The sequence below is a fragment of the Microcoleus sp. EPA2 genome, assembly GCA_020882975.1.
Taxonomy (GTDB): domain Bacteria; phylum Cyanobacteriota; class Cyanobacteriia; order Cyanobacteriales; family Microcoleaceae; genus Microcoleus.
This window is the reverse complement of the sequence record JAHRFD010000008.1, coordinates 151,116-175,456: the sequence shown is the minus strand read 5'-3', so window position 1 is coordinate 175,456 and position 24,341 is coordinate 151,116. Positions and strand designations below refer to the sequence as shown.

Here is a 24,341-nt window from a genome sequence, read left to right as displayed (position 1 = left end):
TAATCAACTAAAGTTTAATTTGACAAGCCTCTCCAAGCAATTGAGTATGTATCCATGCCCCTAGAGGAATCGAGCCCTGTTCCTGAAAATTTTCCCGACCCAAAACTTCCTGTGGCGGTCGAAGTTGACGAAATGCTAACTCGGATTAAGCATTCCCACGGTCATTACTACAAACTGATGAATCTGGAGGTTTGGGCGCTGGTGGAAACTCTCGATCGCGTATTTCCCGGTGCTTGGGGTAACTTCATGGCCAACCGCCAGGTGGCCGTGAAACAGTTTTTGCAGCGCAAGGGCCAGCTAAATGGTTCAGTTGAAGCTGAGGAGATCGAGGAGAAGCCAGAAGCCAGAAGCCAGAAGCCAGAAGAATAAAAGCAGATTTTCCCCCATCTCCCCATCTCCCCATCTAGTGGCGATCGCAGTCTAGATAGCTCTTACGCCCTTACAGGTGAATTTTCGCATCCACTTGGGGAACTCCCATGCTGTAGTTGACAGCACGGCTGTTGAGGTTGTAGCTGATTTGGCCTTTCTGTAAGAGCGATCGCACCAAATGCTCCAATTCCGAACCAATGCGGCGGAGATTGTACTCCGTCAAGTCTTCACCCTCGTAGGAGTCTACGAGTTGGTCGAACTTGGCATACACCTGTTTAACCGACTCATCATTCCAGTTCAGTTCGTTGTCTGGGTCAATGTCCAGTGTCAACAGATCGTTGCTGGGTACAAGTTCGTTATCTTCCAGGATGGCAGTATATATGCGAATATGGCGGGTTGTGGACTTGAGCTGCATAAGTTCTTAATCTGTAAAGATTTTTTGCTGAACTTATTGTAATGGCTGCCAGAGGCGCGATCGATTTTAGATTTGAGATTTCTGAGATGAGACTGGAGATGGGAGAATTGCCGCCGTCCAGATTTTCCATCCTCAAGTTCTCGGAAGCCCGAAATCTGTTAATTGTTCGGCCGTCCAATTTTTGTAATATTCAGTTTTCTCTAAAGCATCGGAAGCGGGCTTAAGCTGAGAATTCACTTGAACAGTGAATCCCGGATAGGGCATCCTCCTAGTATGAAGCCCGTCAATATTAAAATCTTCATCGGGATGAACGTGAAAAGCCAGCAAGCCCAGCTCTGAAATATTATTATTGAGTTTTTCTATTAATTCTTGAGTTTGCGGTGCACTAATTGCTGTTTTTTCAGGATTAATGACTAACATTATTTCAAAATCGGAATTGTAAAATTCATGAATCGATTGCATGATGTCAGAATCGCGATCGAACTCAGTCAGAGCTGAAAACCGTTTTATTTTGAATAAAATTTGATTAGCCAAGCGTGCTGTTTTAGTAAAGGGACAAACGGGTAAATCGCCGAAAACAGGATGTGGTAACTCGACAAACTGCGTCATCCATCTCAGGGTAGATTCTATAATTTCCGTGTCAGATTCATTCATCGAAAATCTATGTATTTGACATTTCACACTAATCATAATCTATTTCTAGGGCGATGCACATCTCACCATTGGTGTCAACTTAAACCGAAAGGCCGCCAGGGAATTAATTCCCTGGCTAATAGCTAAAGTCCTCTAAAGAGGACTAATGAGTTCTTCAGTCCTCTTTAAGAGGACTTGAGCTATGAGGCAGGGGTTTAAACCCCTGCCGGACTTGGGGAAAGAGCGTTAAATTCACACCAATAAATTGCCCACCTTGCTGTTTAATATTGGCGATCAACTTTATTCATGAATTGTGCCATCTGGCATAATTGCACCTGCGAGTTTTGCCGTTTCCAGATTAGCCGCCCCACTGAGGTTAGCTCCCTTTAGATTGGCTTTTTCTAGGTTTGTATTATTCAAATCTACACCGCGCAAATCGGCCGAGCTAAGTGTTGCTCCACTCAAATCTACTTGCACTAAACTTGCCCCGCAAAGATTAGCCTCCGTCAAGTTTACCCCACTCAATTGTACTGAGTAAAGCTGTACTCCCACCAAACTTACGCCAGTCAAGTTTGCACTGCTGAAGTTTGCACTGCGTAATTTTGTATCTTTTAAATTCGTTTTGCTCAGGTCGGCCGCAGTGAAGTTAGCGTACTCTAAATTTGCCTGTTTCAGGTTTGCTCCACTCAAGTTTGCCACAGCTAGTTTCGCACCTCGAAGGTTTGCTTTACTCAAGTTAGCTTCACTTAGGTTTGCTGTAGTTAGGTCAGCACCATTCAGATTTGCTTCACTCAAATTTGCTTCACTCAGATTCGCCTGAAGTAGTTTTGCCTCACTCAAATTTGCTTTGGTTAAGTTTGCACCACTCAAGTTGGCTTCACTCAGGTTGAAACAACTCAAGTCAACACCAGCTAGGTTTGCATTGGGAAGTGAAGCATCAGCAACGATTAAGTAAGCACCTGCTTTAACAGGGTCAAAGCCTCTGGGGAAGATAGTGTCTGCGTTGCAAAGCGCTTCTTGAAGTTTTGCTCCTTCAAGGTTTGCCCCTTCAAGCTTGGCCTCGAATAGGTTAGTATTACTTAGGTTTGCATTACTCAAATCAGCCTTCATCAATTGTGATTGCCTCAAATTCAACCCAGTTAAGTTTGCATTACTGAGGTTTGCCCTACTGAGATTCATCCCCTGCGACAAATTAACATCGCTGAGATTTAGTCCACTTAAATTAGCTTCACTTAGGTTTGCATACAATAGATTTACTTCACTTAAATTTGCATTGAGTAATTGTGCTTTATCTAAGTTTGATGATTCTAGATTGGCTTTGTGAAGGTTTGCATGAGATAAATTTGCCTCACTCAGGTTAGCGCCCAATAAGTATGCTTTAGAGAGTTCTGCACCGCTGAGATTAGCGCTACTGAGGTTAACACCACCCAGGGATTTTCCGCTCAGATTTACTCCTGCTAGATTAACTCCCGTAAAATCTCGTTCTCCCTGATTATACCGTTTCAAAAATTCCTCAGCACCGATCGCTGGTTCCAGATTTTCTAGTGCAGAATTATCTATTTTTTCCTCCTCAGATTGCACAGTATCCGCATTCACAGGAGTAGCAGCCGGCTGTTCGACCGGTTCGCTAGATGCTGGAATCGGTGTCTCCTCGATCGCCTCTTCCCGCAATAGCTTATCCACCCGATCGCTAAAAAGCCTCAAAACCTCAGCATCATCAACCTTCCCACCAGCATTCGCACCCTGAGTAACCGCATTCTCAACATAATACTTATCCACAAAACTTTGCAGCCCAGCATTATATCCTTGTCCCACCGCCTGAAACCTCCATTCGTCATTCTTCCTATACAAACGTCCAAATTCTAAAGCCGTTTCTTCCGAAAATATCTGATTCAAATTATACCGAACCAATTCATTTCCAGTCTCGGAATTGTAAAGCCGGATAAAAGCATTTGTAACTTGACTAAAACTTTGATGCTTTTCCTGTCCCTCGTGAATCGTCACCACAAACACAATTTCTTGAATCCCAGAATTGATTTTACTCAAATCCACATAAACCGTCTCATCATCTCCCTCAATTTGTCCAGTTGCGCTGTCTCCTGAATGTCGCACCGCACCGTCTGGCGATGTCAAATTATTGTAAAATACAAAATACTTTTCATCGGGAATTCGACCATCTGCTGCTAACATAAAAACCGATGCGTCAATGTCGCAGTTTTGTGCTGTCTGGCTGACTTGCCAACCTAGGGCGATCGCCAATTTATTGAAATTAGGAACTTCCTGAGAAAGATTGAACCTTTCACCCTTAGTTAATTCGATGCTCATATGCGATAATTTCCTTACCTCACAAATGGTATTAATTATCCCATCTATGTTAACTCGAAAGCAAATAGGCTTTTATCTCGAAGATATCGAAACCCCAATTGGCAAAACCGTCAATTTAACTCTTACCGGACTTATTCTCCTATCTTCCGCCAGCTTCATCGCCGAAACTTACCCCCTGGCGGAACCTGTGAGATTTAAATTGCAAACTCTCGATCTAGTATTGTTAGTTATTTTTGTAGTTGAGTATTTACTGCGGCTCTGGTGCGCTGACCATAAATTAAAATTTATTTTGAGTTTTTTTGCTATCGTCGATTTGCTCGCAATCTTACCATTTTTATTGGGATTTGTCAATGTCAGTTTTATCCGTATTTTCCGTTGGTTTAGAATTCTTAGACTCATCCGCTTTCTGGAATTGAGAAATTCCGTGGTTCGGATTACTAGCGAAGATAGTGCGATTTTTTCCCGGATAATTTTTACTTTGGTCGCCATAATTTTAGTTTATTCAGGTTTAATTTATCAAGTCGAACATCCGGTAAATCCTGAAGGTTTTGGCACTTTTTTGGATGCGGTTTATTTTTCCGTGGTGACGATGACAACGGTGGGATTTGGTGATGTGATTCCGATTTCGCAAGCGGGGCGCTTTTTGACTATTTTGATGATAGTTACGGGCATTGCCCTGATTCCTTGGCAGTTGGGGGATTTGATTAAACAATTAGTTAAAACTGCTAATCAAGTAGATAGTGTTTGTCAAGGTTGCGGTTGGTCGGTACATGATGCTAATGCTAAATTCTGCAAAATGTGTGGCACTCATTTAGACATGGGGGATCGGGCTACCCCCCCCTGATATCAATTCCTCTCTTCATCGGAATTATTCATTGGGCATCAGGCATTTTTGACAATGGACAACGGACAACGGACTTGTTTATGTCAATGGCAACCAAATTTCAAATTCAGTGCCTATTCCTAACTCCGATTGCATTCTGAAGATGCCGCCATGTTTGCCTGTGATGATTTGATAGCTAACTGCCAAACTTGTTTCTTTGAGGACGCGTTTTTCGGCTGAAAATGAATGTAAGATTTTTTGGTATTTCATCACAGACATTCCCGGTCCGTTATCTTTGATGCGGATTGAAACCCAGCGCAGGTGGGGTCGCTCCGGGTCGATGGGGGGTTCGGGGCTGCAAACTTGAGTGATGATTTCAATTTGAGGTTTGCGAGCGAAATTTTTCAATCCCTTTCCTCTGAATTCTTTTGCTAATTCTTGACCGACAGCTTCGTTAATTAAACTATTGATGGCGTTAGTCAAGATGTTGATAAATACTTGGTTTAGTTCTCCTGCATAGCAAGGTACTGGGGGTAGGTATCCGTAGTTTTTTATTACTTGAATTTCGCTGCTCAAGCGGCTTTTTAGCAGCAACAGAATGCTGTCAATATTTGAGTGCAAGTCTGCGGGTTTGGGATACACGTCGTCTATGTGGCAGAAGTTTTGCAAGCTGGTGGCTAATTTGCTCAAACGTTCGGCTCCGGCTTTGATGCTGCCAACGGTGCTGAGGAAATCGTTTTGCAAAAAGTCATAGTCTATCTCTTCTTTTAGTGTGGCTATTTCTGGCGGAGGCTCCGTACAGTGGGCATCGTAAATTGATAGCAACTCGAGCAAGTTTTTGCTGTAATCACTTATGTAGGTTAAATTGCCCCAAATAAACCCTACGGGATCTAAAATTTCGTGGGCTACTCCGTTGACTAAACGCCCCAAGCTAGCCATTTTTTCGCTTTGAATCATTTGCGCTTGGGCTCTTTCGTAGCGCACTTGAGTTTCTATGCCACGAATTTGCCAGTAGGCGATGTTGAGTGTGTGGGAGTCTAGCAGCCTATAGGATTGGGAGTCGATTTGCACGACGATGGGATCTGATTGCAATTCGGGCGATCGACGCAGAGCTTGCGGGGCTGCGGTTAAGATGGTTGTACTCTCCCTGAGCACAGACATCTCGACGCGAGCATAACTGTAGAGAGTTTTTAGTGGTAGGCGCAAAAATAGTTCCTGACCTTGGGGTTTGAGCAGGTATTCTAGCAGCAGCCTGCGCGATATCATGCCCACAAATTCTCCTGCTTCTACCAAAACTACTCCCGGTAATAGGGGGTGTTTTTCAAACATTTCGGCGACAGGAGCGCCCAAGCAACTAGATTTTACCTGAAATTGATACAGGGGCAAGTCCCGGAGAGTAGACTCTAGCGAAAGGTCTTGATGGCTGCCTTCGGAGAGCAAAGGACCAAGTATTTTAGATCTGAATGTATTTGCCACGATCGCTTTGAGTTACCGGAACACCCTGACTGTGAAAACGATCCGGTGCTACTAACATACTCTATCATTTCACTTAAGCAGCAAAATTGGGGAATTTTTTTGGAGTAGGTCTGGTTGTTCTTATGCTGTGGATGTTACCGTCTTGTCAGTATCTGGCTAGGTTCGGGTGCTAAGTGCTTGCCTTGGTTTGACAAGACTTTTGATGCTAGCTAGACTGTCTGCGATATCAAGTATCTCCACAAAAGTCTTTTATAGTGCCTTTTGATCGCCGGTCTGAACTATAGGTAACAGGATCTCGAATTCGGTGTTGGGTGCCGGTTGCGATCGCAAATTTAGTTGACCAGCGTGCTTTTCTGTGATGATTTGATGACAGATAGCCAGCCCCATCCCGGTTCCTTTACCTACTGGTTTGGTGGTAAAAAAGGTCTCAAATATTTGCTCCTGAATTTCTGGGGGAATGCCTGGACCATTATCGGTAATGATAATTGCGGCCCATTTCCTGTCATCGACTTCTACTACTTTGGTGGTAATTTCGATGCGGGGATACCAATTTTGTGGGTACTGTGCGCTCATTTCGCGATCGCCCGCCCGCTCTGCCAAGGCATCTAGAGCGTTGATTAACAAATTTAAAAATACCTGACTTAATTGACCAGAATAGCATTTTACCAGTGGCAGGTCTCCGTAATTTTTTACCACTTCTGTGCTTTGTTTCAATCTATTTTTTAGGATTAAGAGTGTATTTTCTATGCACTCATGGATGTCTGTACTAAAGGGCTTACTTTCGTCCATGTGAGAGAAGTTGTGCAGACTGTTAACAATTTTAAGCAATTGTTCAGCCCCAAATTTCATACCTTCTAGGGTGGCTGGCAAATCTTCTCGTAAAAAATCAAATTCGATCCTTTCTTTGATAGCTGCAATTACAGGAGATGGTTCTGAAAATTCTTCTTCATAAGCTGACATTAGTTCTAGCAAATCTTCAAAATAAGACAGCAGAAAATTTAAATTTCCCCAAATACAGTTGAGGGGATTCCTAATTTCGTGAGCTACCCCTGCGATAATATTTCCCAAACTGGCCATCTTTTCTGTTTGAATCAATTTGGCTTCTGTTTGCTTTTGGAGCAATTTATTGGTTAATTGGTGAATCTTTGATTGAGCTACCATTAACTGTTGTACGTCTAACAGCCAGTAGGTCTCTGGGGCTACTTCGACTACTATGGGATCGTAAACTAATTCGGCTGGTCTGTAGAGCGATTCTTCGGCTGCTTCTACTATTAATTTAGTGCCTGATAGTATCAGCATATCTTTTCTAGAAAAACGATATAAAACCTCTATTGGTCGTTTAAAAAACATTTCTATACCGTAGCGTCGGTTGACTCTTTCAAAAAATAGTCTTCGGGAAATGATGCCGACAAATTTCCCCCGATCCGTCAAAATAACGCCTGGAAGTAATGGTTTTTTCTCAAAAGCCTGAGCCACTTCTTTTGCCTGTTGAGTTAATTCAATTTGGCAGTTGTACAGTGGCAGGTCTAGGAGGGTAGATTCTAAAGAGAGGTTCCAAGTACAAATTTCAGGTATATGCAACACTGATAACTCCGAGTTAAACTCATGCAAAGCAAACATTGATGAAACCTCTGTTAAATATTTTATTGATAGATAACTAAAGTTGCTGGTCATTCATACTTAATTAGTCATAGTTAACTGGTGATGAGTCATTGGTAAGCAAGTCAGTAGTTGGGATTTTTAAGTATCGAGGGCGTGAATTTGCTACTCTTTAACTTAAACATTACTCACTTCCAGAGCGTTGTTCGCTAAGGACAGCGGCCATCTCAAAACTTTTTTGTTACCGATTCTCCTCTTCCCCATTCTCCATTCCCATCAAGTAATTTGCAACAGCACCCTATCGGAAAGCCCGATCGGGTCAGCATTGTCTGCTAAAAATATTGTTTCTAAATCAATGTTAAGGGATAAAAGCTGTTGTGTAACTTACAGATGTTTAATATAAACTTTTTACCATAAAATACCCTAAGATCGCGTATTTTCTGAAAATTTTAAAATTTTATAAACTGGCTATTGTTATTTTTTATACAATGTTCGGGGTGCTGGCAGAGTATTTCAATTGGGAATTTGGCAGGTGGGGGTTTTCCCCACAGATACCTCTGGGGGCTGATTAAAAATGATGGGTAACTGTGAAGTTTCTCTAGGGAGAATTCGAGACAAGAGAGGGAATTGCTTCAGGATTGCGGTTCTACTTCTGGCCATAGACGTTCTAATTGATACCGCCAAGCTGCGAGAGTCTGTTGGCGAGACTCTGGTCCGAGTTCCATTTCCCCCATCAAGCCTTCTGCGTAAAAACGGTCTAAAGTCTGAAGGGTAGTTTCCACAGACTGTCCCTGAATCTTGGCAGCTTTGATGATTTGACGGATACGGGTTTCGATCAAGTCGTCGAAAAAGTCTGACAAACCACGCTGTTGTAAAGCCAGCAGTCTGGCTACGGCGGCGGAGAAATCGCCAGTGGCTAGAGTAGTCAAGTTGTGCTGAAATACTCCCCACAAGATATTTTGATGTACTGCGTAACGAGTTTCGAGGGTGTTGTCAAAGTTAGCTTCTAGCAGTTTATCGAAAAATTTTTGAGTGGATGTGGCATCGGCGATGGGGATCAAAATCCGCAGCCAACTGCTGTCTTCTGAAAGCAGCACTAGCAGGCGAAACTGGGGCGTTTCTACTTGCCAAGAAGTGGCGGCAGCCATCTCCACACTTTCACCAAATAAATCTTTGAGGGTATGGGTAATTTCTTCGGGAGTCATAGGATTTTCGATTTTCAATTTGAGATTTTCGATTTGAGATTAGCCGGCTGGGTGGGTTCAAATTTCCAATTAGTTTAGGGTAGCCAGCGGGGGTGATAGCCCGCAAAAGGCAGTTCTTCGGGCTGCACTTTGGGTTGAGAAACGTCGGGAGGTATTTCTATTAAGGGTAGCAGCCAAAGGCGACTGCTGGCGATCGACTGTCCGCTATCATTGCGAGGACTTGTTGGTGTTAAGGGTTGTGCTGATGTGACTGATTGGTCAAAAAGTAATGCCAGTCCGTCGGGAGATAAACTGATTTGGGTATCTAATTGGTTGGGTAAAATTAGCAGGGGTTTGATGGTTCCTATCAGACGAGTTCCCTCTTTTTTGAGGTCGATGGCGGCAATGAAAGGTTGTTCTTTGTAGTCTTCTGTTTTCAGACGTTGGGATAAAAGGCAGTATAGGCGCTGGAATTGATTGTCTTTGTCTTTGCGGGGGTCGAAATGGATGGTGATAATGCTGCCGGGAATTCGCAATATTTCTTGTTCTACGCCTTGGTTGTCTAAGATGAAAAGCGATCGGGTAAAGTCGGTGTTGTATTTAACATAGGCTGCGGCGGAGTTGTCGCGGGCCATGCCTAATACCTGTTCGTATTTGGGCAAGAATTCTACGGGTTCTGCTTGCGGTTTGAGGGGGACGATGGCTAATCCTTGTTTTTGAGATATTACCATCGATTTGTTGTCTGGCCGAATCATAAAATCACCACCTTGTTGATTTTCCAAGGGTCGAGGTGGCATTTTTTCTTCTAAAATCCAAGGACTAAAATCTGCGGGATTACGGCGGTTGACGCGGGCAATAACTATGGTTTTGCCGTCGGCTGAGAGGTCGAATTTGAGGTTTTGATAATCTTTGGCATCTAATAGTTTGTCGATTCTACCTGCTGGCTGCGGTGGAAACACTTCCCCTCCCGATTGGGGATTGAGGCCGGTGGTAACAGTGAATAGTTCTTCGCTTCTGGTGGAACCTGATTTGACTTGCGATCGATCTGTTGCTAAGAATAAGATGCGATCGCTGTTAGGATAGGGTTTAAAATCGGTGACGACTAAATCTTTGGGAGTTAGGGCTATGGGTTTCGGGTCGGTGCTTGAGAGATTGACTAACATTAATCTGCTTTCTGCTTCGCCTTTGACCCCGATGTAAGCAAAAGCGCGATCGCGACTGCGAAAGGAAGCGCTAAATGGTTGAATTTGGCTGCCTTGATTTTGGTTGTTTTCTCCTCCGTATTTGTCCGTGGCTCCTGCGAGTTTTAATGTGTAGGTAACGCCGTAGGGTGCGGGGTTTTTGAGGGTGTAAGCCATGCGCCTTCCAGCCCAGCTAAATTTGCCGGGGAGAGGTGGTTCTATTTTTAAGTTTTCTTGGACGCTGGAGTGATTCATGGGGCGAAAGAATGTGAGGATAAATCCCGTATCTGCCGCCCCGATTTGTTGGTTTTGCCAGCTAAATTCTCGGACTCGCGGTGCTGTGCGATCGCCCGACAGCAGCAACAGTCCAATTAACAGGCTCAGTCCTAGCATCAAGATGATTGCCGTGCGGTCGATCGGCTGTTTAAATAGCCCTACATTCAACCAGGAAAGATTAATTTTTTTCTTTAAAATACTCACTAATCTTTCTCTCCTCTTGCCTATCTAAATTTCTGCCACAACTTAAAAACTTAATTAACACTCTCTCCGGTTGTTTTACTAAAATAGTTTACCTGGTGATAGATCCGTCGGTAACAGGTGGTCGATCGGTGAACCACCACCAAAATGATATCTACAAAACAGTATAGTTGCTAGTACCCCTAAAAACAATGCTGTCAATTTAACATCTTCCCCCAAACAAAATAATTTTTCTTTCCAAAGACCGTAGGTAATGACTAAATAAGTAGGAATATCGCCCACAGCTACAGCAATCACAGCACCTAAATAACCCAGGAAATGATATCCGACTGGTATGCCAATAGTGATGCTCAAGAAAGTGGCGAAATTGCCCATAGCTCCGTACTGAGATTTGCCTATAGCTAACAGACAAGAACTCATCAAATTGTGGAGGGTGGTGTGCCAAATTCCTAAAGCCAAAATAGGCAACATCCAAGATGCGGCTATATACTCTTTTCTGTACAGGAGTAAAATTATTTGATCTCCAAAACTGACAAAGAATGCTAAACCTATGGCTAGAGGGATCAGAATCAGGTTACGGTTTTTAAGAATCTTGGCGCGCAAGTCTTCGCGAGGCAACTCTGCTAGCATGGAAATAGAGGGAAAAATCACCTTGCCACCAATGGCGATAATCACTTGACGTGGCATATCACCGAGGGTGAAAGCAATGCCATAAATGCCCAACATCGTCAAAGAAAAGATTTTTCCTAGAACGAGCCGATCGGCTTGAGAACATAGAAAAAATAAAAGTGTAGACAAAAATATCCATTTTCCATAAGAAAATATTTCTTTAACTGCTTCTCGATCCCAAGTGAAGCGGTGACGCTGATTGCGAATCAAAAAATGACTCCAGATTAACTCTACTAAGGTACTACTAAAACCACCAGCCAGAATCGCCCAGATGCTGGGATTTAAGAAAGCCCAGATAATCATCACTATAGTAGAAATTATCTGGGTGCCAAATTCAAAAATTACTACTTCCTTGACTGCCATTTTGCGGTTGAGGCTGAATATGGAAGTGGAGTTGAAACCTCCGATCAGGGTGTTGATACCGATCACTGGAATCAACCACATCAGACGTGGTTCTTGGTAAAAAGTAGCCACAGGCCAAGTGACTAACATTAAACACAACCACACAAAAAAGCTGCGAATAATTTGCATTGTCCAAGCGGTGTTGATAAATTCTGGATCGTCTCCACGCTTGTTCTGGATGATACTTGGCCCCAGACCGATATCTGAAAATAGGTGAACACCTACGATGAAAACATAAGCAAGACCAACAAGACCAAATAGTTCTGGCAAAAGCAGCCGTGTCAGGATGAGGTTACTGCCAAATCGGAGAATCTGACTGCCTCCATAGCTGATGATGGTCCAGATTGCGCCTTTGATAGCTAGTTTTTTTTCTGATGACATAAACTTTAAACTTATCTTCTCATCATGAGTCTAGTTGTTGCATTTGCTATTGGCAACTCCTACAGGATACGGAGGCTAATATTCTGCACGGGCTTTTTGCGAGATGTCTAATAATCATAAGGGTTTTTTGGTTCGGGAATTGATTTGAGGGAATCAGCCTGAATAGTTAATTTGCGTTTCCCTTGCAGTTCTTCTGAGCTCGCTTTTCCTTCTATTTCTAACCAACTGTCTGGGGGAAATGCGGTGCGGCTTTGACCGATCGGTAATTTTACCGGCAAACCGACTGGATAGGCATCTGCGGCACAGCAGGTAATGATAAAACGACCGATCCAAATATATTGCTCTGATACATTGGGCGGGTGAATTACAAATCCTTGAACCTTGACTTTTTGACCTATATATGTGTCTGGCTCTGGATTGAAATTTAACAGGCGGACCCACTCGATGAGCGATCGCTTTTCTGGTTTGGTGGTATTACGAAATTCTTGGGGTTGCAGTCTAGTGATGGGGAGAGATTCAGTCAGGCCTCGTTCTAATGCTGTCTGACTGGTAAAGGTACGGGGTGTGGTGACTAAACCGATTAAGGCGACGCTCAACATCAAGGTACTGCCAAAACTGGGGGGAAATAAAGTAATATGTTCAACTTTTGGGATTCTGGGAGAGTTGATGGTGGGTGATGTCCGAGATTTCTGGTTACTGCGATCGAGCTGGATGAGTTCCCACATTTTATAACCGCCAATGATGATTAAGCCAATGCCTCCGGCTACAGTCAAGCCAAAGTAATTGGGGTGAATCAAAATGCTTAATTTGCCAGTGATCCAATATTTGAGGAGCAATATTCCCCAGGATAAGATAGCTACGGTGTCTAGCCAAGGACCGAATTTTTTAAGAATCATCACGTCTGATTTGAGATGGGAAATTGAAGAGTTGAGATTTGAGCATTGCTCCCGATCGCTCTTTAATTAATTTACTTTAAAAAACTGTTAGTGATGCTAACCTAGATATAAATTGACGCCGAGGGTCATTAAAAAAGTTAACTGAGCGGCCAGTACCATGAAGTAAATTACGGCTCTAGCTTTAAAAATTGATAGCATTAAACCGATGCCTTTGATATCAATCATCGGACCAAAAACTAGAAAAGCTAATAGGGAACCGCTGGTAAATGTGGCTGCAAAAGACAAGGCAAAAAAGGCATCTACCGTAGAACAAATCGATACCACTGCGGCTAATAACAGCATGGCGAGAATCGAAGAAACGGGGCTTTGGCCGAGGTTGAGAATTAGTTCGCGGGGGGTGCCAACTTGAACGATCGCAGCGATCGCGCTACCAACGACTAACACACCTCCCAATTCGCGCAACTCCTGTACCATACTATCTAGCAGCAGGCCCAGACGCTCTTTAGAAAGGCGGTGGAACAGGGAGGAAGGTTTCGAGGTTTTTTCAGTTTTGCCTGTTTGTAAGGGCTTCCAGTTGTCTTGTAGCAAAGATTCGATCGGCACTGCCCCCCCTGGCATACCTAGGATAAATGTCCCCGACTGTAACAGGGAAGGAGTTTCCGGTGTTAGTAGCTGTGTTTCGGAGGAATCGGGTTTTGGTAGGGGAAGGGCGCGGGCGATCGCGGGTTGTAGCAGAGGCCGCAAGTCTTTCTGGGTGCTAAACACCCAGCCGATGATAGTTGCTGTGATTAGGGAAAATACCACCCGTAAAACCACAATTTCTGGCTGATCCCGAAATGCAGTCCAAGTCGCCCAAATCACGATCGGATTGATTGTCGGTGCGGCGAGTAAAAAGCCGATCGCCACCGGTGCGGGCACTCCTTGGATCAACAACCTGCGGGCCACCGGCACGTTACCGCACTCGCACACGGGAAACAAAAACCCGACTAAACTACCGGCTAAAGCCCCCAGCAGTGGATTTCGGGGGATACGGGCTATGAGTTTGCGTTCATCTACAAACCCCAGCAGCACACCGGAAAATAAAACTCCCAGCAGTAAAAAAGGTATAGCCTCTACTAACAAGCTGAGAAACAGGGTGAAAGCATTATTTAACTGATTTGTCAGGGCCGGTTGCATCCATCACCTACTTGTAAACTGCGATTTGGGGCGTAGCCCCTGTCATACTAAAGACTGGTTAAAAACCTATTTATCGACATGGAGAGGGGGGGAGGGACAAACAATGGGGTGAATAACCCGGATGTGGTATTAATCATAGCCGATCGCAGAGCCAAGTTAAGATTCCATTAAAAATCTCTGGCTATGCAATGCTAGCTGGTATTCAGGACTTCTCTAAACCAGAGAGTATGGATAGGAATTTGAATGAGTCTTAACCATTGGTTAAAAGTTTAAATTCAGGTTAAATCGTCCCTAAATGTGGGGATTAATCGTTAATCCACCCCAACTCAATATAAAATAAAATCTAGCATAACTGCCGGGGTGCCTCTAGGTTACTTATACTATTGCTGATACTGCTTTCAGTTTTTTTGGATAATTTAAAAAGCCGTTTGCTATGCGATCGCAGCTAAATGTCTACTCGTAAATATAACCTCTACCTTCGTGCTGATGAATTTATGTTGAATACGTCCTGCATCGAAATACCAACCCCACTCATGCAAGATAATTCTAGAGCAGAGTTCCGTTTGGAATCCACTCTTCAAGAATTGTCACTTTATGATTTTCAGGTAGAAGCTACAGATTTGGGAAGTAAAATTTCTCAAATGTTGGAGGCTTATCCCCTGCTACCTGGAGTCATTTTAACCGATATGGGTCTATTTGCCGGCATGATTTCCCGCCGGAGATTTTTGGAATTTATCAGCCGTCCCTTTGGGCGAGAATTATTTTTAAAGCGACCTGTCAGGGCTTTATACCGATTTGCCGAAACCGAAACTTTAATTTTTTCTAGCGATACTTTAATAGTTGATGCAGCGAGAAAGTCCCTACAGCGATCGCAAGAACTCCTGTATGAGCCCATCGTCGTTCAAACATCAGATCGAACTTATTGTTTATTGGACGCCCACGAATTGCTAGTAGCCCAATCCAACATTCACGAACTAGCAACAAAATTGCTGCGACAACAAACACAAGCCCAATTAATTCAAACTGAAAAACTAGCCAGTTTAGGACAAATGGTAGCTGGAGTCGCCCACGAAATTAGAAATCCTGTCACTTGCATCACGGGAAATCTCGAATTTTTGTCAAAATACTCCCAAGACCTGATGGATTTGCTGTCTGCTTATGAAAAGATTGTCGGCACCAACGAAGAAATTGACGAGCTCAAAGAACGCATAGAATTTGATTTTTTAGAAGAAGATTGGGCGGAAATTCTCAAAAGTATGAAAGTTTCTGCACAGAGATTGACCGAACTTGTCACCAGTCTCCACACCTTCTCTCATATGGATGAAACTCACCGCAAAGAAGCTAATCTCCATGAATGTATTGACAGCACACTACTAATTATGAAAAACCGTCTTAAGTACGGAATTAAAGTAGTTAAAAATTATGGAAAATTGCCCTTGGTCAAGTGTTATTCGGGTCAGTTGAGCCAGGTTTTTATGAATATCATCAGCAACGCGACAGATGCTTTGGAAGAACTCAAAGGAAAAACAGGTTTTGTACCTGCTATTACTATTGAAACTGAGCTGATACAAATTTCTGAGACCAACTACATGAGTGCGGAATTAATTCAAAATTATGTAAAAGGCGATCGGGAAAATTCCCCACACCTATCTTTAGTAAGTCTCAACGGTCAACCGAACTCAGAAGCAGTGGAAAAAAATCAAAATGCTGGTTGGATAGCGATCAGAATAGCAGATAACGGGCCTGGTATTCCACCAGAAATTCAGCGACGAATTTTTGATACATTTTTTACTACAAAACCAGCCGGAAAAGGTACGGGATTAGGATTGGCAATTACTCACCAAATTGTAACAGAGAAGCACCAAGGTAAGTTGAATTTGCATTCTACTCCCGGTACTGGTACAGAGTTTGAGATTTTGTTACCAATTATTTGAAGCAAAAAGTCAGTGGTTATAGGTGGCAAATTACTAACGACTAATGATATCAAATCCGGTAGCATCTGAATTATTAAAATCTCTATTTTCTCCCTCTGTGTCCTCTGTGTTCTCTGTGGTTAAATCATTCCTATGCAACCAGAAATGATATGACTGCTAACTAATGAGGACTTACGCATGGGGGGTCAAAAACCCGGTTTCTGCGTGAATATTTGTCGAAAAAATCGACTATTTTTGGAAGAAACCGGGTTTTTTGCGTCCAGGAATACTAATGACTCTTTTTAAGCTCTTAGCTGAACAGGCATTACCAAGAAAGTAGCATTGACTCCGCCCAAAGGCTGAAAAATTACGGGGGCCAAAGCACCATTTAATTGCAGTTGAATTTCTGGGGATTGAGCCGTTTTCAAAATGTCAATTAAATACTTGACATTGAACGCGATATCTATGCTGTCTCCCGAAATTTGCGCGGGCATTGACTCTTTGCCACTACCGACATCTTTAGCATCTACCGACAAAGTGATTTCCTGATTCACGGAGTCGATACTGCATTTGAGAATATTATTTTTTTGGTCTGCAAAAACAGCTATTCTTTCTACTGCGGATAAGAAAGCTCGCCTATCCATTGTAATTTGCCTCTCAAAGGAAGGCGGAATTAACTGGCGATAGGCTGGATACTGCCCTTCCAAGGTGCGAGTTGTCAACCGTTGGTCTGCCCATTCAAACACAACTTGACCCTGTTCAAAATGCAGGGTGACAGGTTCAGTCCACTGTCGCATGACTAGCATTCTTTCTACTTCCCGCAAGGCCTTAGCTGGAACTGTAACCTCAAATTCCTTTTCTGTTTCTTCCCCTTCAGATTTTTCATTCGCAGTTTGAACTACTGCTAATCTGTGGCCGTCTGTAGCTGCAAATTCTAGACAATCTTTTAGTACCTTTAAATGCACTCCTGCTAGTACCTGTTTTGCTTCGTCAGGGCTAGTAGCAAACAAAGTTCCTTTGAGTCCTTCAATTAAAGCTTCTGGGGGCAAATTGAGGATTGTGCCTTCTTCAATGGCCGGCAATTCTGGGAATTCTTCTGGGCCCATACCTCTGACTTGGTAACTGCCAGAACTGCAAGTGAGATATGCTACGGTGTCTCCTGCTTCGTCTTCTAAAGTAATCTCTCCATCTGGGAGTCGGGAAACAATGTCGTTGAGTAATTTAGCGGGTATGGTAAAACTTCCGCCACCTGTCACTGCTGCTGGAAAGCTGGTACGGATGCCTAAACTTAGATCGAAAGCTGTCAAGCTAACCCGTTGATTTTCCTCATCCGCTACTAAGAGCACGTTGGCTAGTACGGGATGTGTCGGGCGAGAGGGAACGGCCCGGCTTACCAACGAGAGGTTGGCGTTGAGGTCACTTTGGGTGCAAACCAATTTCATGAGATGAAGGTTAATTAACCGGATTTGAGATAGAAACAAATCCTATCACAGAAAGTCGGTGGGGAATCCCCAGGATTTTTAGCTTGGGGCTGGGGCTGGGTTTTCTGGAGGTGGGGCGTGTGGGGGATAATGGTTTTAATTTTTTTAGTTAATTTTTTGGTCGATCGCACGGTGTATACTGTGGAAAAAAGTGCGAAAGGATTACTGGATCTACTTTTTTATTGATTATACCCTGTGGAAAACTTGTGGAAAAGTTGCTAAATAGTCGATCGCCCTTGCTGCGATGGAAATTTTTATACAAGCAAATACTAATCTTTTCCACAAATTCAGGGTTCTTTGTCCACAGGTTTTTCCACAGCTAACTTCTGCTCAAGTTTTACGGCTGATCGCGTTAATACGATCGCTCAATTGACGCAAGGTTTGAGACAAATTTGGGTCTGTGTTCCGCAACTGAGCAATTTTATCACAACTATAAAGCACAGTGGTATGGTCTTTCCCGCCGAAAACTTCACCAACTTTCGGCAAACTCAAACCAGTGTGTTGCCGGATTAAATACATACCTATTTGACGAGCAAAGCTAATTTCTCGCTTCCGAGAATTGCCTTTCAAATCTTCAACTGAGACCTCAAAAAAATCGGCAACTACTGCGATTACCGCATCGGGCTTTGCTTCTACACTTTCAGTTTGGGGATTCAAAACCGGGGCTATATTTTCCACAGTCATCGGTAAATCCGTAATTGAAAGATAGGCGACGGCCCGAATCAAAGCTCCTTCTAATTCGCGCACATTGGAAGTATAGCTAGAAGCAATATATTCTATCACATCTCGCGGCAACCGCATATTTTCATATTCTGCTTTTTTCTGCAAAATGGCCATGCGTGTTTCCAAGTCTGGCAACTGAATATCGGCAATTAACCCCATGGAAAATCGCGAACATAAACGCTCTTGCAAACGGGGTATTTGTTGCGGTGGGCGATCGGAAGCTAAAACTACTTGATTGCCAGCTTCATGCAAAGTATTAAAAGTGTGAAAAAATTCTTCTTGAGTGTATTCTTTGCCTTCAATAAATTGAATATCATCTACTAATAAAACATCGGCTGCGCGATAATGATCGCGGAAAGTTTGCATACTATCTTTGCGAATTGCTGCAATTAAATCGTTGGTAAATTTTTCAGTAGAAACGTAGAAAATCTTGGCGTTAGGGTCAATTTCTAAGCGATAATGACCGATCGCCTGCATGAGATGAGTTTTGCCCAAACCGACACCGCCGCACAAAAATAGGGGATTGAATTCTCGGCCCGGAGACTCGGCTACCGCTAGGGATGCTGCGTGAGCCATGCGGTTGTTGGAACCGACCACAAAACGGGAAAATAGGTATTTGGGGTTGAGATTGGCTGGTTTGGGGGGATGGAGGGAGTGGCTTTCGGGGACATCGGGGCCGATGGGAGATGGCCAAATCAGTCCTTGTCCGCCGTGGCCTTCGGTTTCAGTCCCCCCAGCAATTGTCAAGTAAATGTCTACTTTATAGCCGAGAATGTCGTAGACTGCATCGGCGATGATTTTGACGTAATATTTCTGCAACCAATTGCGAGCAAAGGGGTTGGGAGTGCTGACGATCAAACAGTTATTTTCGAGTTGTTCGGCTTTGGCTGTTTTGATCCACGTCTCAAAACTAGGTCTGCTCAGTTGTACCTGGAGACGTTCAAGTATCTGATTCCACAGACTTTCGAGGGGAATTTCCACTGCTCACCTTTGCTGCTAGGCATTTATAGAGATCGAATTTTTGTTCTGGAAAACTCAGTTTAATCGAATTGGCGATTTGGGAGGTTGATCGATCCACATTGTCTGTGGCCGGAGGATTGCAAAATGCTTCAATCCTAGATCGACATGATAAATCTTACCTTCTGGGGTAGTAAAGTTGCTTGCTTCCATCTCTCATGCCACCGCTAAATTGAGTACAATTATAGAACGGGACTTCCGGGCGGTATAGTTAATGGAGTCTGCCGATCGCCCCAAAATTCTGTAAAATTCTGTGGCCACTAGGAGGCTAACAGGTATCGGGAATCAGCTCTGCAAATATTTTGATTTGGCAAAAAACCCTAAAAACGTCGCGATGAAGAGTTCTACTGGCAAATTTTGGAAGCAACCGGCAATCTACATATTACTGCTGGTGACGGGAGCTGGGGCCGCCATGTTGGGCGATCGTCTGACGGCTTCCCGATTACCTGCAAATTCTGGCGCACCACCAAGGACGCTGGAACCGAAATTACAACTCCCTCTGAATACTAAGCCTCAAGCGGGCAAAGTCTTGCCACCGAATTCCCTGTCGGGGAATCCCGCTAATGTCAATTTTATTGTGGCTGCGGTGCAAAAAGTTGGTCCGACAGTGGTGCGGATCGATGCTTCCCGCAAGGTGAAAGCGGGAAATCGAGGGATATCACCGGAGGATTTTTTTGGCCAAGATCCGAATTCACGCGGCCGTGGCGGGGTGGAACGGGGTACTGGTTCGGGTTTTGTCATTGGTTCTGATGGCCTGATTCTCACTAACGCTCACGTTGTAGACGGCGCTGATACAGTAAGTGTAACTCTCAGGGACGGCCGCAGTTTTCAGGGGCGCGTGTTGGGGGCGGATGGGGTGACGGATGTGGCGGTGGTGAAGATTGAGGCGAATCAGGTGCCTGTGGTGACGATCGGCGATTCTGATAAACTGCTGTCTGGGGAATGGGCGATCGCGATCGGTAATCCTTTGGGTTTGGACAATTCAGTGACAGCGGGGATTATTAGCGCTACGGGGCGATCGAGCACTGACGTGGGCGTACCTGACAAGCGAATCGGTTTTATTCAAACAGACGCTGCGATTAATCCGGGGAATTCCGGTGGCCCACTGCTGAATTCTGCCGGGGAAGTGATCGGCATGAATACAGCAATTATTCAAGGTGCTCAAGGATTGGGGTTTGCAATTCCCATTAAGGCGGCTCAAGAAGTTGCGAAGGAACTGATTGCGACGGGTAAAGTCGAACACGCTTATTTGGGCATTGAAATGGCGACGCTAACTCCTGAAGTGAAGGAGCAAATTAATAAAAACGGTAACAGCAGCCTTCGAGTTACAGTCGATCGGGGTGTGGCTATTATTAGTGTGGTGCCTGCTTCTCCCGCCGCTGCATCTGGTTTGCGGGCTGGGGATGTGATTCAAAAGATTAACAATCAGCCGATTATTCAGTCGGAAGCTGTTCAGGAATTCGTACAAAATGCTAGGGTGGGTGGGATTTTGCAAATGGAGATTAATCGCAATGGTGAAATACTAAAATTGAGTGTGAAACCAGGCAGTCTCCCCGTGCAAAAAGTTCGATAATTTTGTTCACAGTTGACAGTAGGAATAATAACCAACAAAAAATAAAAATGACAGAAATCTTACCAATTTCACAATTAGGAAATCCTGTATTGCGCCAGCGATCGCAATTTGTAGAGAATATTCAGGACGAGCGCATTCAACATTTGATTGACAACTTAATCTCTACAGTAAAACACGCCCACGGGGTGGGGATTGCAGCCCCTCAAGTCGCTAGGGGCGATCGGCTGTTCGTCGTCGCCTCCCGTCCCAATCAGCGGTATCCCCAAGCACCAACCATGGAACCCACAGCCATGATTAACCCTCGAATTATTGCGAGTTCAACAGAGACAGTCAAAGACTGGGAAGGCTGTTTGAGTATTCCGGGGATACGGGGATTAGTGCCGAGAAGTCGATCGATTCAAATTGAATACACCAGTAGAGATGGCAAACTCCATCAACAAGAATTGACAGATTTTGTGGCTAGGATTTTTCAGCACGAACACGACCATTTAGATGGCATCGTGTTTTTAGACAGGGTGGAAAGCACCAAAGAACTGATGAGCGAAGATGAGTACCAAAAGCAATTTGTTAATTTACTTTCTTCAGTACAAACCCGTCAGCACATTTGAGATTTACTCGTTTTTTGTAACAGCGTCATTGAATCTATAACAAAGAGTATGAATAGCGATCGACAACCTGCAAATCATCAACCACAAATTATTTTGATTACTGGGAACATGGCTGCTGGAAAATCAACAGTTGCCCAATCGCTTGCCGAAAGGTTGCCCAAAAGTGTTCACCTGCGCGGGGATATATTTCGCCGCATGATTGTGAATGGGCAGGCGGAAATGGCGTTAAATTTGTCAGCAGAGGCATATCAGCAACTTCAACTGCGCTATCATCTGGCAGCAATGGCAGCGCGACACTATCTTCAGGCTGGCTTTACGGTTGTGTATCAAGATATTATCATTGGTTCCGCACTCGCTGAGGTAATTGCCAGGTTTCATGATGTGCCGTTTTCTGCGATTGTTCTGTGTCCCCAGCCAGAGGTTGTAGCGGCACGGGATACAGCAAGAGCGAAGACGGGATATGCCAACGAAACAATGGTTTATGCATTCGATCGCATCCTCCGCACCGAAACTCCTCATCTCGGTTATTGGCTGGATTCAACCCATCTAACGGTTAAAGAAACGGTCGATCGGATTTTGGCTTCTTTGGAAGATGAATGAGTGAGATAACGTCGCTATGTAGCGAGGGCGCGATCGCTCCTAAATCAATCTTTTAAAGACAGGAAATATTATACTTGACATTTAAAATTTATGGTATAATTGTTAGCAGTAATATCAGAGATGTTGCATACAGGAGAGCAAATGTCTATCAACTTGGAAAAAGGCGGCAGAATCAATCTCTCTAAAGAAGCACCGGGGCTAAAAAGTGCTGGTATCGGTTTGGGATGGGATACCAATGCTACAGACACCGGTGCAGCATTTGATTTAGATGCTTCCGTGTTTATGTTAGGTGCCAATGCTAAAATTCCCAGCGAAAAATACTTTGTTTTTTACAACAACAAAGAGTCACCAGACACTTCTGTAGTTCATCTGGGAGATAGCAGAACCGGAGAAGGATTTGGCGATGATGAAACAGTGACAGTCGATTTAACCAAAGTCGATCCGGCGGTGCAAGAAATTGTGTTTGTTGTCACCATCCACGAAGCGGAATCGAGACGCCAGAACTTCGGCCAAGTGCGGAATGCTTTTATCAGAATTTACGACACTACTACTAACACAGAAGTCACTAAGTACGATTTGGATGAGGATTTTTCTAGGGAGACTGCGGTGGAATTTGGCAGACTTTACAAGAAAGATGGCGAGTGGAGGTTCCAAGCTGTCGGACAAGGCTACAATTCAGGTTTGCAGAGCTTTGTAGACAAGTATGCCGGATAAAAGGGCGATCGCATCCAGCTAAATAAATCAAGGGAAATTTGGGAAAAATTATGAATATTTCCCTTGGTTCTAGATGCTACTAATTACAGGATAAAGTTAATGGGAATTCAATTAAGTAAGGGCGAAAGATTTGATCTTTTCCCCGCCCATCCTAATTTACAAAAAGTCTCCTTTGCCCTCGGCTGGCAACTCAATAAAACTAAAGACAACTATGATATAGATGCTTCTGTATTCATGTTGGGTGCAGAGGGCAAAATTCCCCAGGAAAGATATTTTGTCTTTTACAATAATCTGCGTTCCCTCGATGACTCTGTACACCACTTAGGAAATCACCAAACTGGGAAAAACCAAGGAGACAAAGAGACGATCAATGTAGATTTGCATAAAATAAGTCCAGCAATTCAGGAAATTATTTTTGTCGTCACCATTCATGAAGCACAGGCAAAAAATCAAAACTTTAGCCAAATCCACAATGCTTTTATTAGATTGTACAATTCCGAAACCCATAGCGAACTTGCTTGCTACAATCTCCAAGAACATTTTTCAGGAGAGACAGCAGTCGAGTTTGGCAGGTTATATAAAAAAAACGAAAAGTGGAGGTTTCAGGCAGTCGGACAAGGATACAATGCTGGTTTGAAAAGTTTTGTAGATAAATATTATGTCGAGCTTAAACAGGAAGATAATCAACCAGAAACTAACCTAAACAATTCAGCTTTTACTCCTCCAGAATTAGCAATAAATGAATTAGCAGCTACTGAATTAAAAATTCCAGAAGTAGTGATTCCTGAATTAAAAATACCAGAATTAGCCATAACTGAATTAGCAACTCCCAAAGTTAGTAACAAAAGTCAGAAAGCTATAATCTTAGAAAAAAAACTGGAGGAAAAAGCGCCGCACATTTTCAATCTAGTTAAGAAGGCTGATATCTCCCTTCAGAAAGCAAATCTCACAAATCATGATGCTAAGGTAGCGCTGTGCTTGGATATTTCTGTCTCTATGTCTTCGCTGTACAGTGCGGGAAAAATTCAGCGCTTGGCTGAGAAAATTTTGGCTTTGGGATGTCGGTTTGATGACAACGCAGCGATCGATATATTTTTGTTTGGCATCAACTCTTACTATGCAGGGGATATGACGATCGAAAATTTTCCCAACTTCATCCATCATATACTGAAACGATACCCTTTAGAAGGAGGTACTTACTATGGTAGAGTGATGCAGGAAATCAGAAATTTCTATTTTCCTGACTCTCGCGATGGTAGTCGCTACGCACCTATTAGCGCCGATAAACCTGTGTATGTGATGTTTGTCACTGATGGAGCTACTACGGATGAGTCGGCAACCAAACAACAGCTACAATGGTCGTCTTATGAGCCTCTATTTTGGCAGTTTATGGCGATCGGCAAATCGCGAAAAGATGTCAAACGTAAGGGAGTTGGCGGCTGGTTTTCTAGGGCTACAGCCAGCGATTTTAGCTTTTTAGAGCAACTTGATGAAATGGGCGATCGCCACCTGGATAATGCAGATTTCTTCAGTGTAGAAGACCCCGAAAGTATTGCAGACGAGGAATTATACGATTTGCTGACCACAGAATATCCCAACTGGGTAAAATCAGCACGACTCAAAAATCTCTTACCCTATAGTTAGCCCTCACAGGCTAATCAAATCTCCTACTGGACAATCTTGAAACTTGACTGTTACCTTAACCA

Annotated in this window: 20 protein-coding genes; 8 read left to right on the top strand and 12 right to left on the bottom strand. The window is 43.7% G+C overall.

Going from position 1 to position 24,341, the window contains the following annotated elements:
• Positions 1-54 precede the first annotated feature (54 nt).
• A complete protein-coding gene (locus AAFP14_RS10455; RefSeq protein WP_341732191.1) occupies positions 55-369 on the top strand; it encodes a hypothetical protein in 315 nt (104 codons plus the stop codon).
• Between the two features lie 70 nt (positions 370-439).
• On the opposite strand, the gene ndhM is transcribed toward AAFP14_RS10455, so the two are convergent.
• From ndhM to AAFP14_RS10440, 3 genes are all read right to left on the bottom strand, one after another.
• Positions 440-784 (bottom strand): NAD(P)H-quinone oxidoreductase subunit M, encoded by a 345-nt coding sequence (ndhM, locus tag AAFP14_RS10450; RefSeq protein WP_341732190.1) that lies wholly within the window; start codon positions 782-784, stop codon positions 440-442.
• Positions 785-916: 132 nt separating this feature from the next.
• On the bottom strand, positions 917-1,438 hold the full coding sequence (locus tag AAFP14_RS10445; protein WP_341732189.1) for a hypothetical protein: 522 nt from the start codon (positions 1,436-1,438) through the stop codon (positions 917-919).
• Between the two features lie 279 nt (positions 1,439-1,717).
• On the bottom strand, positions 1,718-3,742 hold the full coding sequence (locus AAFP14_RS10440) for a pentapeptide repeat-containing protein (RefSeq protein WP_341732188.1): 2,025 nt from the start codon (positions 3,740-3,742) through the stop codon (positions 1,718-1,720).
• Positions 3,743-3,788: 46 nt separating this feature from the next.
• Between AAFP14_RS10440 and AAFP14_RS10435 the strand changes: the two genes are divergently transcribed.
• Positions 3,789-4,586 carry an ion transporter gene (locus AAFP14_RS10435; RefSeq protein WP_341732187.1) on the top strand — a complete coding sequence of 266 codons (798 nt, stop codon included), beginning with the start codon at positions 3,789-3,791 and terminating at the stop codon, positions 4,584-4,586.
• A 78-nt stretch (positions 4,587-4,664) separates the two neighbouring features.
• On the opposite strand, the gene AAFP14_RS10430 is transcribed toward AAFP14_RS10435, so the two are convergent.
• The 7 genes from AAFP14_RS10430 to AAFP14_RS10400 form a co-directional block, all read right to left on the bottom strand.
• Positions 4,665-6,041 (bottom strand): sensor histidine kinase, encoded by a 1,377-nt coding sequence (locus AAFP14_RS10430; protein WP_341732186.1) that lies wholly within the window; start codon positions 6,039-6,041, stop codon positions 4,665-4,667.
• 249 nt (positions 6,042-6,290) lie between these two features.
• A complete protein-coding gene (locus AAFP14_RS10425; protein WP_341732185.1) occupies positions 6,291-7,661 on the bottom strand; it encodes a sensor histidine kinase in 1,371 nt (456 codons plus the stop codon).
• Positions 7,662-8,272: 611 nt separating this feature from the next.
• On the bottom strand, positions 8,273-8,845 hold the full coding sequence (locus tag AAFP14_RS10420) for a hypothetical protein (protein WP_340519456.1): 573 nt from the start codon (positions 8,843-8,845) through the stop codon (positions 8,273-8,275).
• A 74-nt stretch (positions 8,846-8,919) separates the two neighbouring features.
• Positions 8,920-10,485, bottom strand: a complete 1,566-nt coding sequence (locus AAFP14_RS10415) for a hypothetical protein (protein ID WP_341732184.1) — start codon at positions 10,483-10,485, stop codon at positions 8,920-8,922.
• A gap of 78 nt (positions 10,486-10,563) precedes the next feature.
• Positions 10,564-11,934: an oligosaccharide flippase family protein gene (locus tag AAFP14_RS10410; protein WP_341732183.1), complete on the bottom strand. Its 1,371-nt coding sequence runs from the start codon at positions 11,932-11,934 to the stop codon at positions 10,564-10,566.
• A gap of 107 nt (positions 11,935-12,041) precedes the next feature.
• Positions 12,042-12,830, bottom strand: a complete 789-nt coding sequence (locus AAFP14_RS10405) for a TIGR03943 family putative permease subunit (protein ID WP_341732182.1) — start codon at positions 12,828-12,830, stop codon at positions 12,042-12,044.
• Positions 12,831-12,926: 96 nt separating this feature from the next.
• A complete protein-coding gene (locus tag AAFP14_RS10400) occupies positions 12,927-14,006 on the bottom strand; it encodes a permease (protein ID WP_341732181.1) in 1,080 nt (359 codons plus the stop codon).
• Between the two features lie 494 nt (positions 14,007-14,500).
• Here AAFP14_RS10400 and AAFP14_RS10395 point away from each other — a divergent pair, with 494 nt between their 5' ends.
• Positions 14,501-15,940, top strand: a complete 1,440-nt coding sequence (locus tag AAFP14_RS10395) for a sensor histidine kinase (protein ID WP_341732216.1) — start codon at positions 14,501-14,503, stop codon at positions 15,938-15,940.
• A 281-nt stretch (positions 15,941-16,221) separates the two neighbouring features.
• Here the strand turns inward: AAFP14_RS10395 and dnaN are convergent, their stop codons facing one another.
• Together dnaN and dnaA are read right to left on the bottom strand one after the other, a co-directional pair.
• Positions 16,222-17,361: a DNA polymerase III subunit beta gene (dnaN, locus tag AAFP14_RS10390; protein WP_341732180.1), complete on the bottom strand. Its 1,140-nt coding sequence runs from the start codon at positions 17,359-17,361 to the stop codon at positions 16,222-16,224.
• Between the two features lie 369 nt (positions 17,362-17,730).
• Positions 17,731-19,104 carry a chromosomal replication initiator protein DnaA gene (dnaA, locus tag AAFP14_RS10385; RefSeq protein WP_341732179.1) on the bottom strand — a complete coding sequence of 458 codons (1,374 nt, stop codon included), beginning with the start codon at positions 19,102-19,104 and terminating at the stop codon, positions 17,731-17,733.
• 370 nt (positions 19,105-19,474) lie between these two features.
• Between dnaA and AAFP14_RS10380 the strand changes: the two genes are divergently transcribed.
• From AAFP14_RS10380 to AAFP14_RS10360, 5 genes are all read left to right on the top strand, one after another.
• Positions 19,475-20,713 carry an HhoA/HhoB/HtrA family serine endopeptidase gene (locus AAFP14_RS10380; protein WP_341732178.1) on the top strand — a complete coding sequence of 413 codons (1,239 nt, stop codon included), beginning with the start codon at positions 19,475-19,477 and terminating at the stop codon, positions 20,711-20,713.
• 47 nt (positions 20,714-20,760) lie between these two features.
• A complete protein-coding gene (def, locus tag AAFP14_RS10375; protein WP_341732177.1) occupies positions 20,761-21,321 on the top strand; it encodes a peptide deformylase in 561 nt (186 codons plus the stop codon).
• Between the two features lie 48 nt (positions 21,322-21,369).
• Complete coding sequence (locus tag AAFP14_RS10370) at positions 21,370-21,921, top strand: AAA family ATPase (RefSeq protein ID WP_341732176.1); 552 nt, start codon at positions 21,370-21,372, stop codon at positions 21,919-21,921.
• Positions 21,922-22,062: 141 nt separating this feature from the next.
• The gene (locus AAFP14_RS10365) at positions 22,063-22,635 is read left to right on the top strand and encodes a TerD family protein (protein WP_341732175.1); all 573 of its coding nucleotides are present in this window, start codon (positions 22,063-22,065) and stop codon (positions 22,633-22,635) included.
• A gap of 99 nt (positions 22,636-22,734) precedes the next feature.
• Positions 22,735-24,279, top strand: coding sequence for a TerD family protein (locus AAFP14_RS10360; RefSeq protein ID WP_341732174.1), 1,545 nt, complete (start codon positions 22,735-22,737; stop codon positions 24,277-24,279).
• The last annotated feature ends 62 nt before the right edge of the window (positions 24,280-24,341 follow it).

What these genes read in the sequence shown, in the direction of transcription:
- AAFP14_RS10455 (WP_341732191.1), top strand. Translation starts at nt 55, where the DNA reads ATGCCCCTAGAGGAATCGAGCCCTGTTCCTGAAAATTTTCCCGACCCA.
- ndhM (WP_341732190.1), bottom strand. Translation starts at nt 784, where the DNA reads ATGCAGCTCAAGTCCACAACCCGCCATATTCGCATATATACTGCCATC.
- AAFP14_RS10445 (WP_341732189.1), bottom strand. Translation starts at nt 1,438, where the DNA reads ATGAATGAATCTGACACGGAAATTATAGAATCTACCCTGAGATGGATG.
- AAFP14_RS10440 (WP_341732188.1), bottom strand. Translation starts at nt 3,742, where the DNA reads ATGAGCATCGAATTAACTAAGGGTGAAAGGTTCAATCTTTCTCAGGAA.
- AAFP14_RS10435 (WP_341732187.1), top strand. Translation starts at nt 3,789, where the DNA reads ATGTTAACTCGAAAGCAAATAGGCTTTTATCTCGAAGATATCGAAACC.
- AAFP14_RS10425 (WP_341732185.1), bottom strand. Translation starts at nt 7,661, where the DNA reads ATGTTTGCTTTGCATGAGTTTAACTCGGAGTTATCAGTGTTGCATATA.
- AAFP14_RS10420 (WP_340519456.1), bottom strand. Translation starts at nt 8,845, where the DNA reads ATGACTCCCGAAGAAATTACCCATACCCTCAAAGATTTATTTGGTGAA.
- AAFP14_RS10410 (WP_341732183.1), bottom strand. Translation starts at nt 11,934, where the DNA reads ATGTCATCAGAAAAAAAACTAGCTATCAAAGGCGCAATCTGGACCATC.
- AAFP14_RS10405 (WP_341732182.1), bottom strand. Translation starts at nt 12,830, where the DNA reads ATGATTCTTAAAAAATTCGGTCCTTGGCTAGACACCGTAGCTATCTTA.
- AAFP14_RS10400 (WP_341732181.1), bottom strand. Translation starts at nt 14,006, where the DNA reads ATGCAACCGGCCCTGACAAATCAGTTAAATAATGCTTTCACCCTGTTT.
- AAFP14_RS10395 (WP_341732216.1), top strand. Translation starts at nt 14,501, where the DNA reads ATGTTGAATACGTCCTGCATCGAAATACCAACCCCACTCATGCAAGAT.
- dnaN (WP_341732180.1), bottom strand. Translation starts at nt 17,361, where the DNA reads ATGAAATTGGTTTGCACCCAAAGTGACCTCAACGCCAACCTCTCGTTG.
- AAFP14_RS10380 (WP_341732178.1), top strand. Translation starts at nt 19,475, where the DNA reads ATGAAGAGTTCTACTGGCAAATTTTGGAAGCAACCGGCAATCTACATA.
- def (WP_341732177.1), top strand. Translation starts at nt 20,761, where the DNA reads ATGACAGAAATCTTACCAATTTCACAATTAGGAAATCCTGTATTGCGC.
- AAFP14_RS10370 (WP_341732176.1), top strand. Translation starts at nt 21,370, where the DNA reads ATGAATAGCGATCGACAACCTGCAAATCATCAACCACAAATTATTTTG.
- AAFP14_RS10365 (WP_341732175.1), top strand. Translation starts at nt 22,063, where the DNA reads ATGTCTATCAACTTGGAAAAAGGCGGCAGAATCAATCTCTCTAAAGAA.
- AAFP14_RS10360 (WP_341732174.1), top strand. Translation starts at nt 22,735, where the DNA reads ATGGGAATTCAATTAAGTAAGGGCGAAAGATTTGATCTTTTCCCCGCC.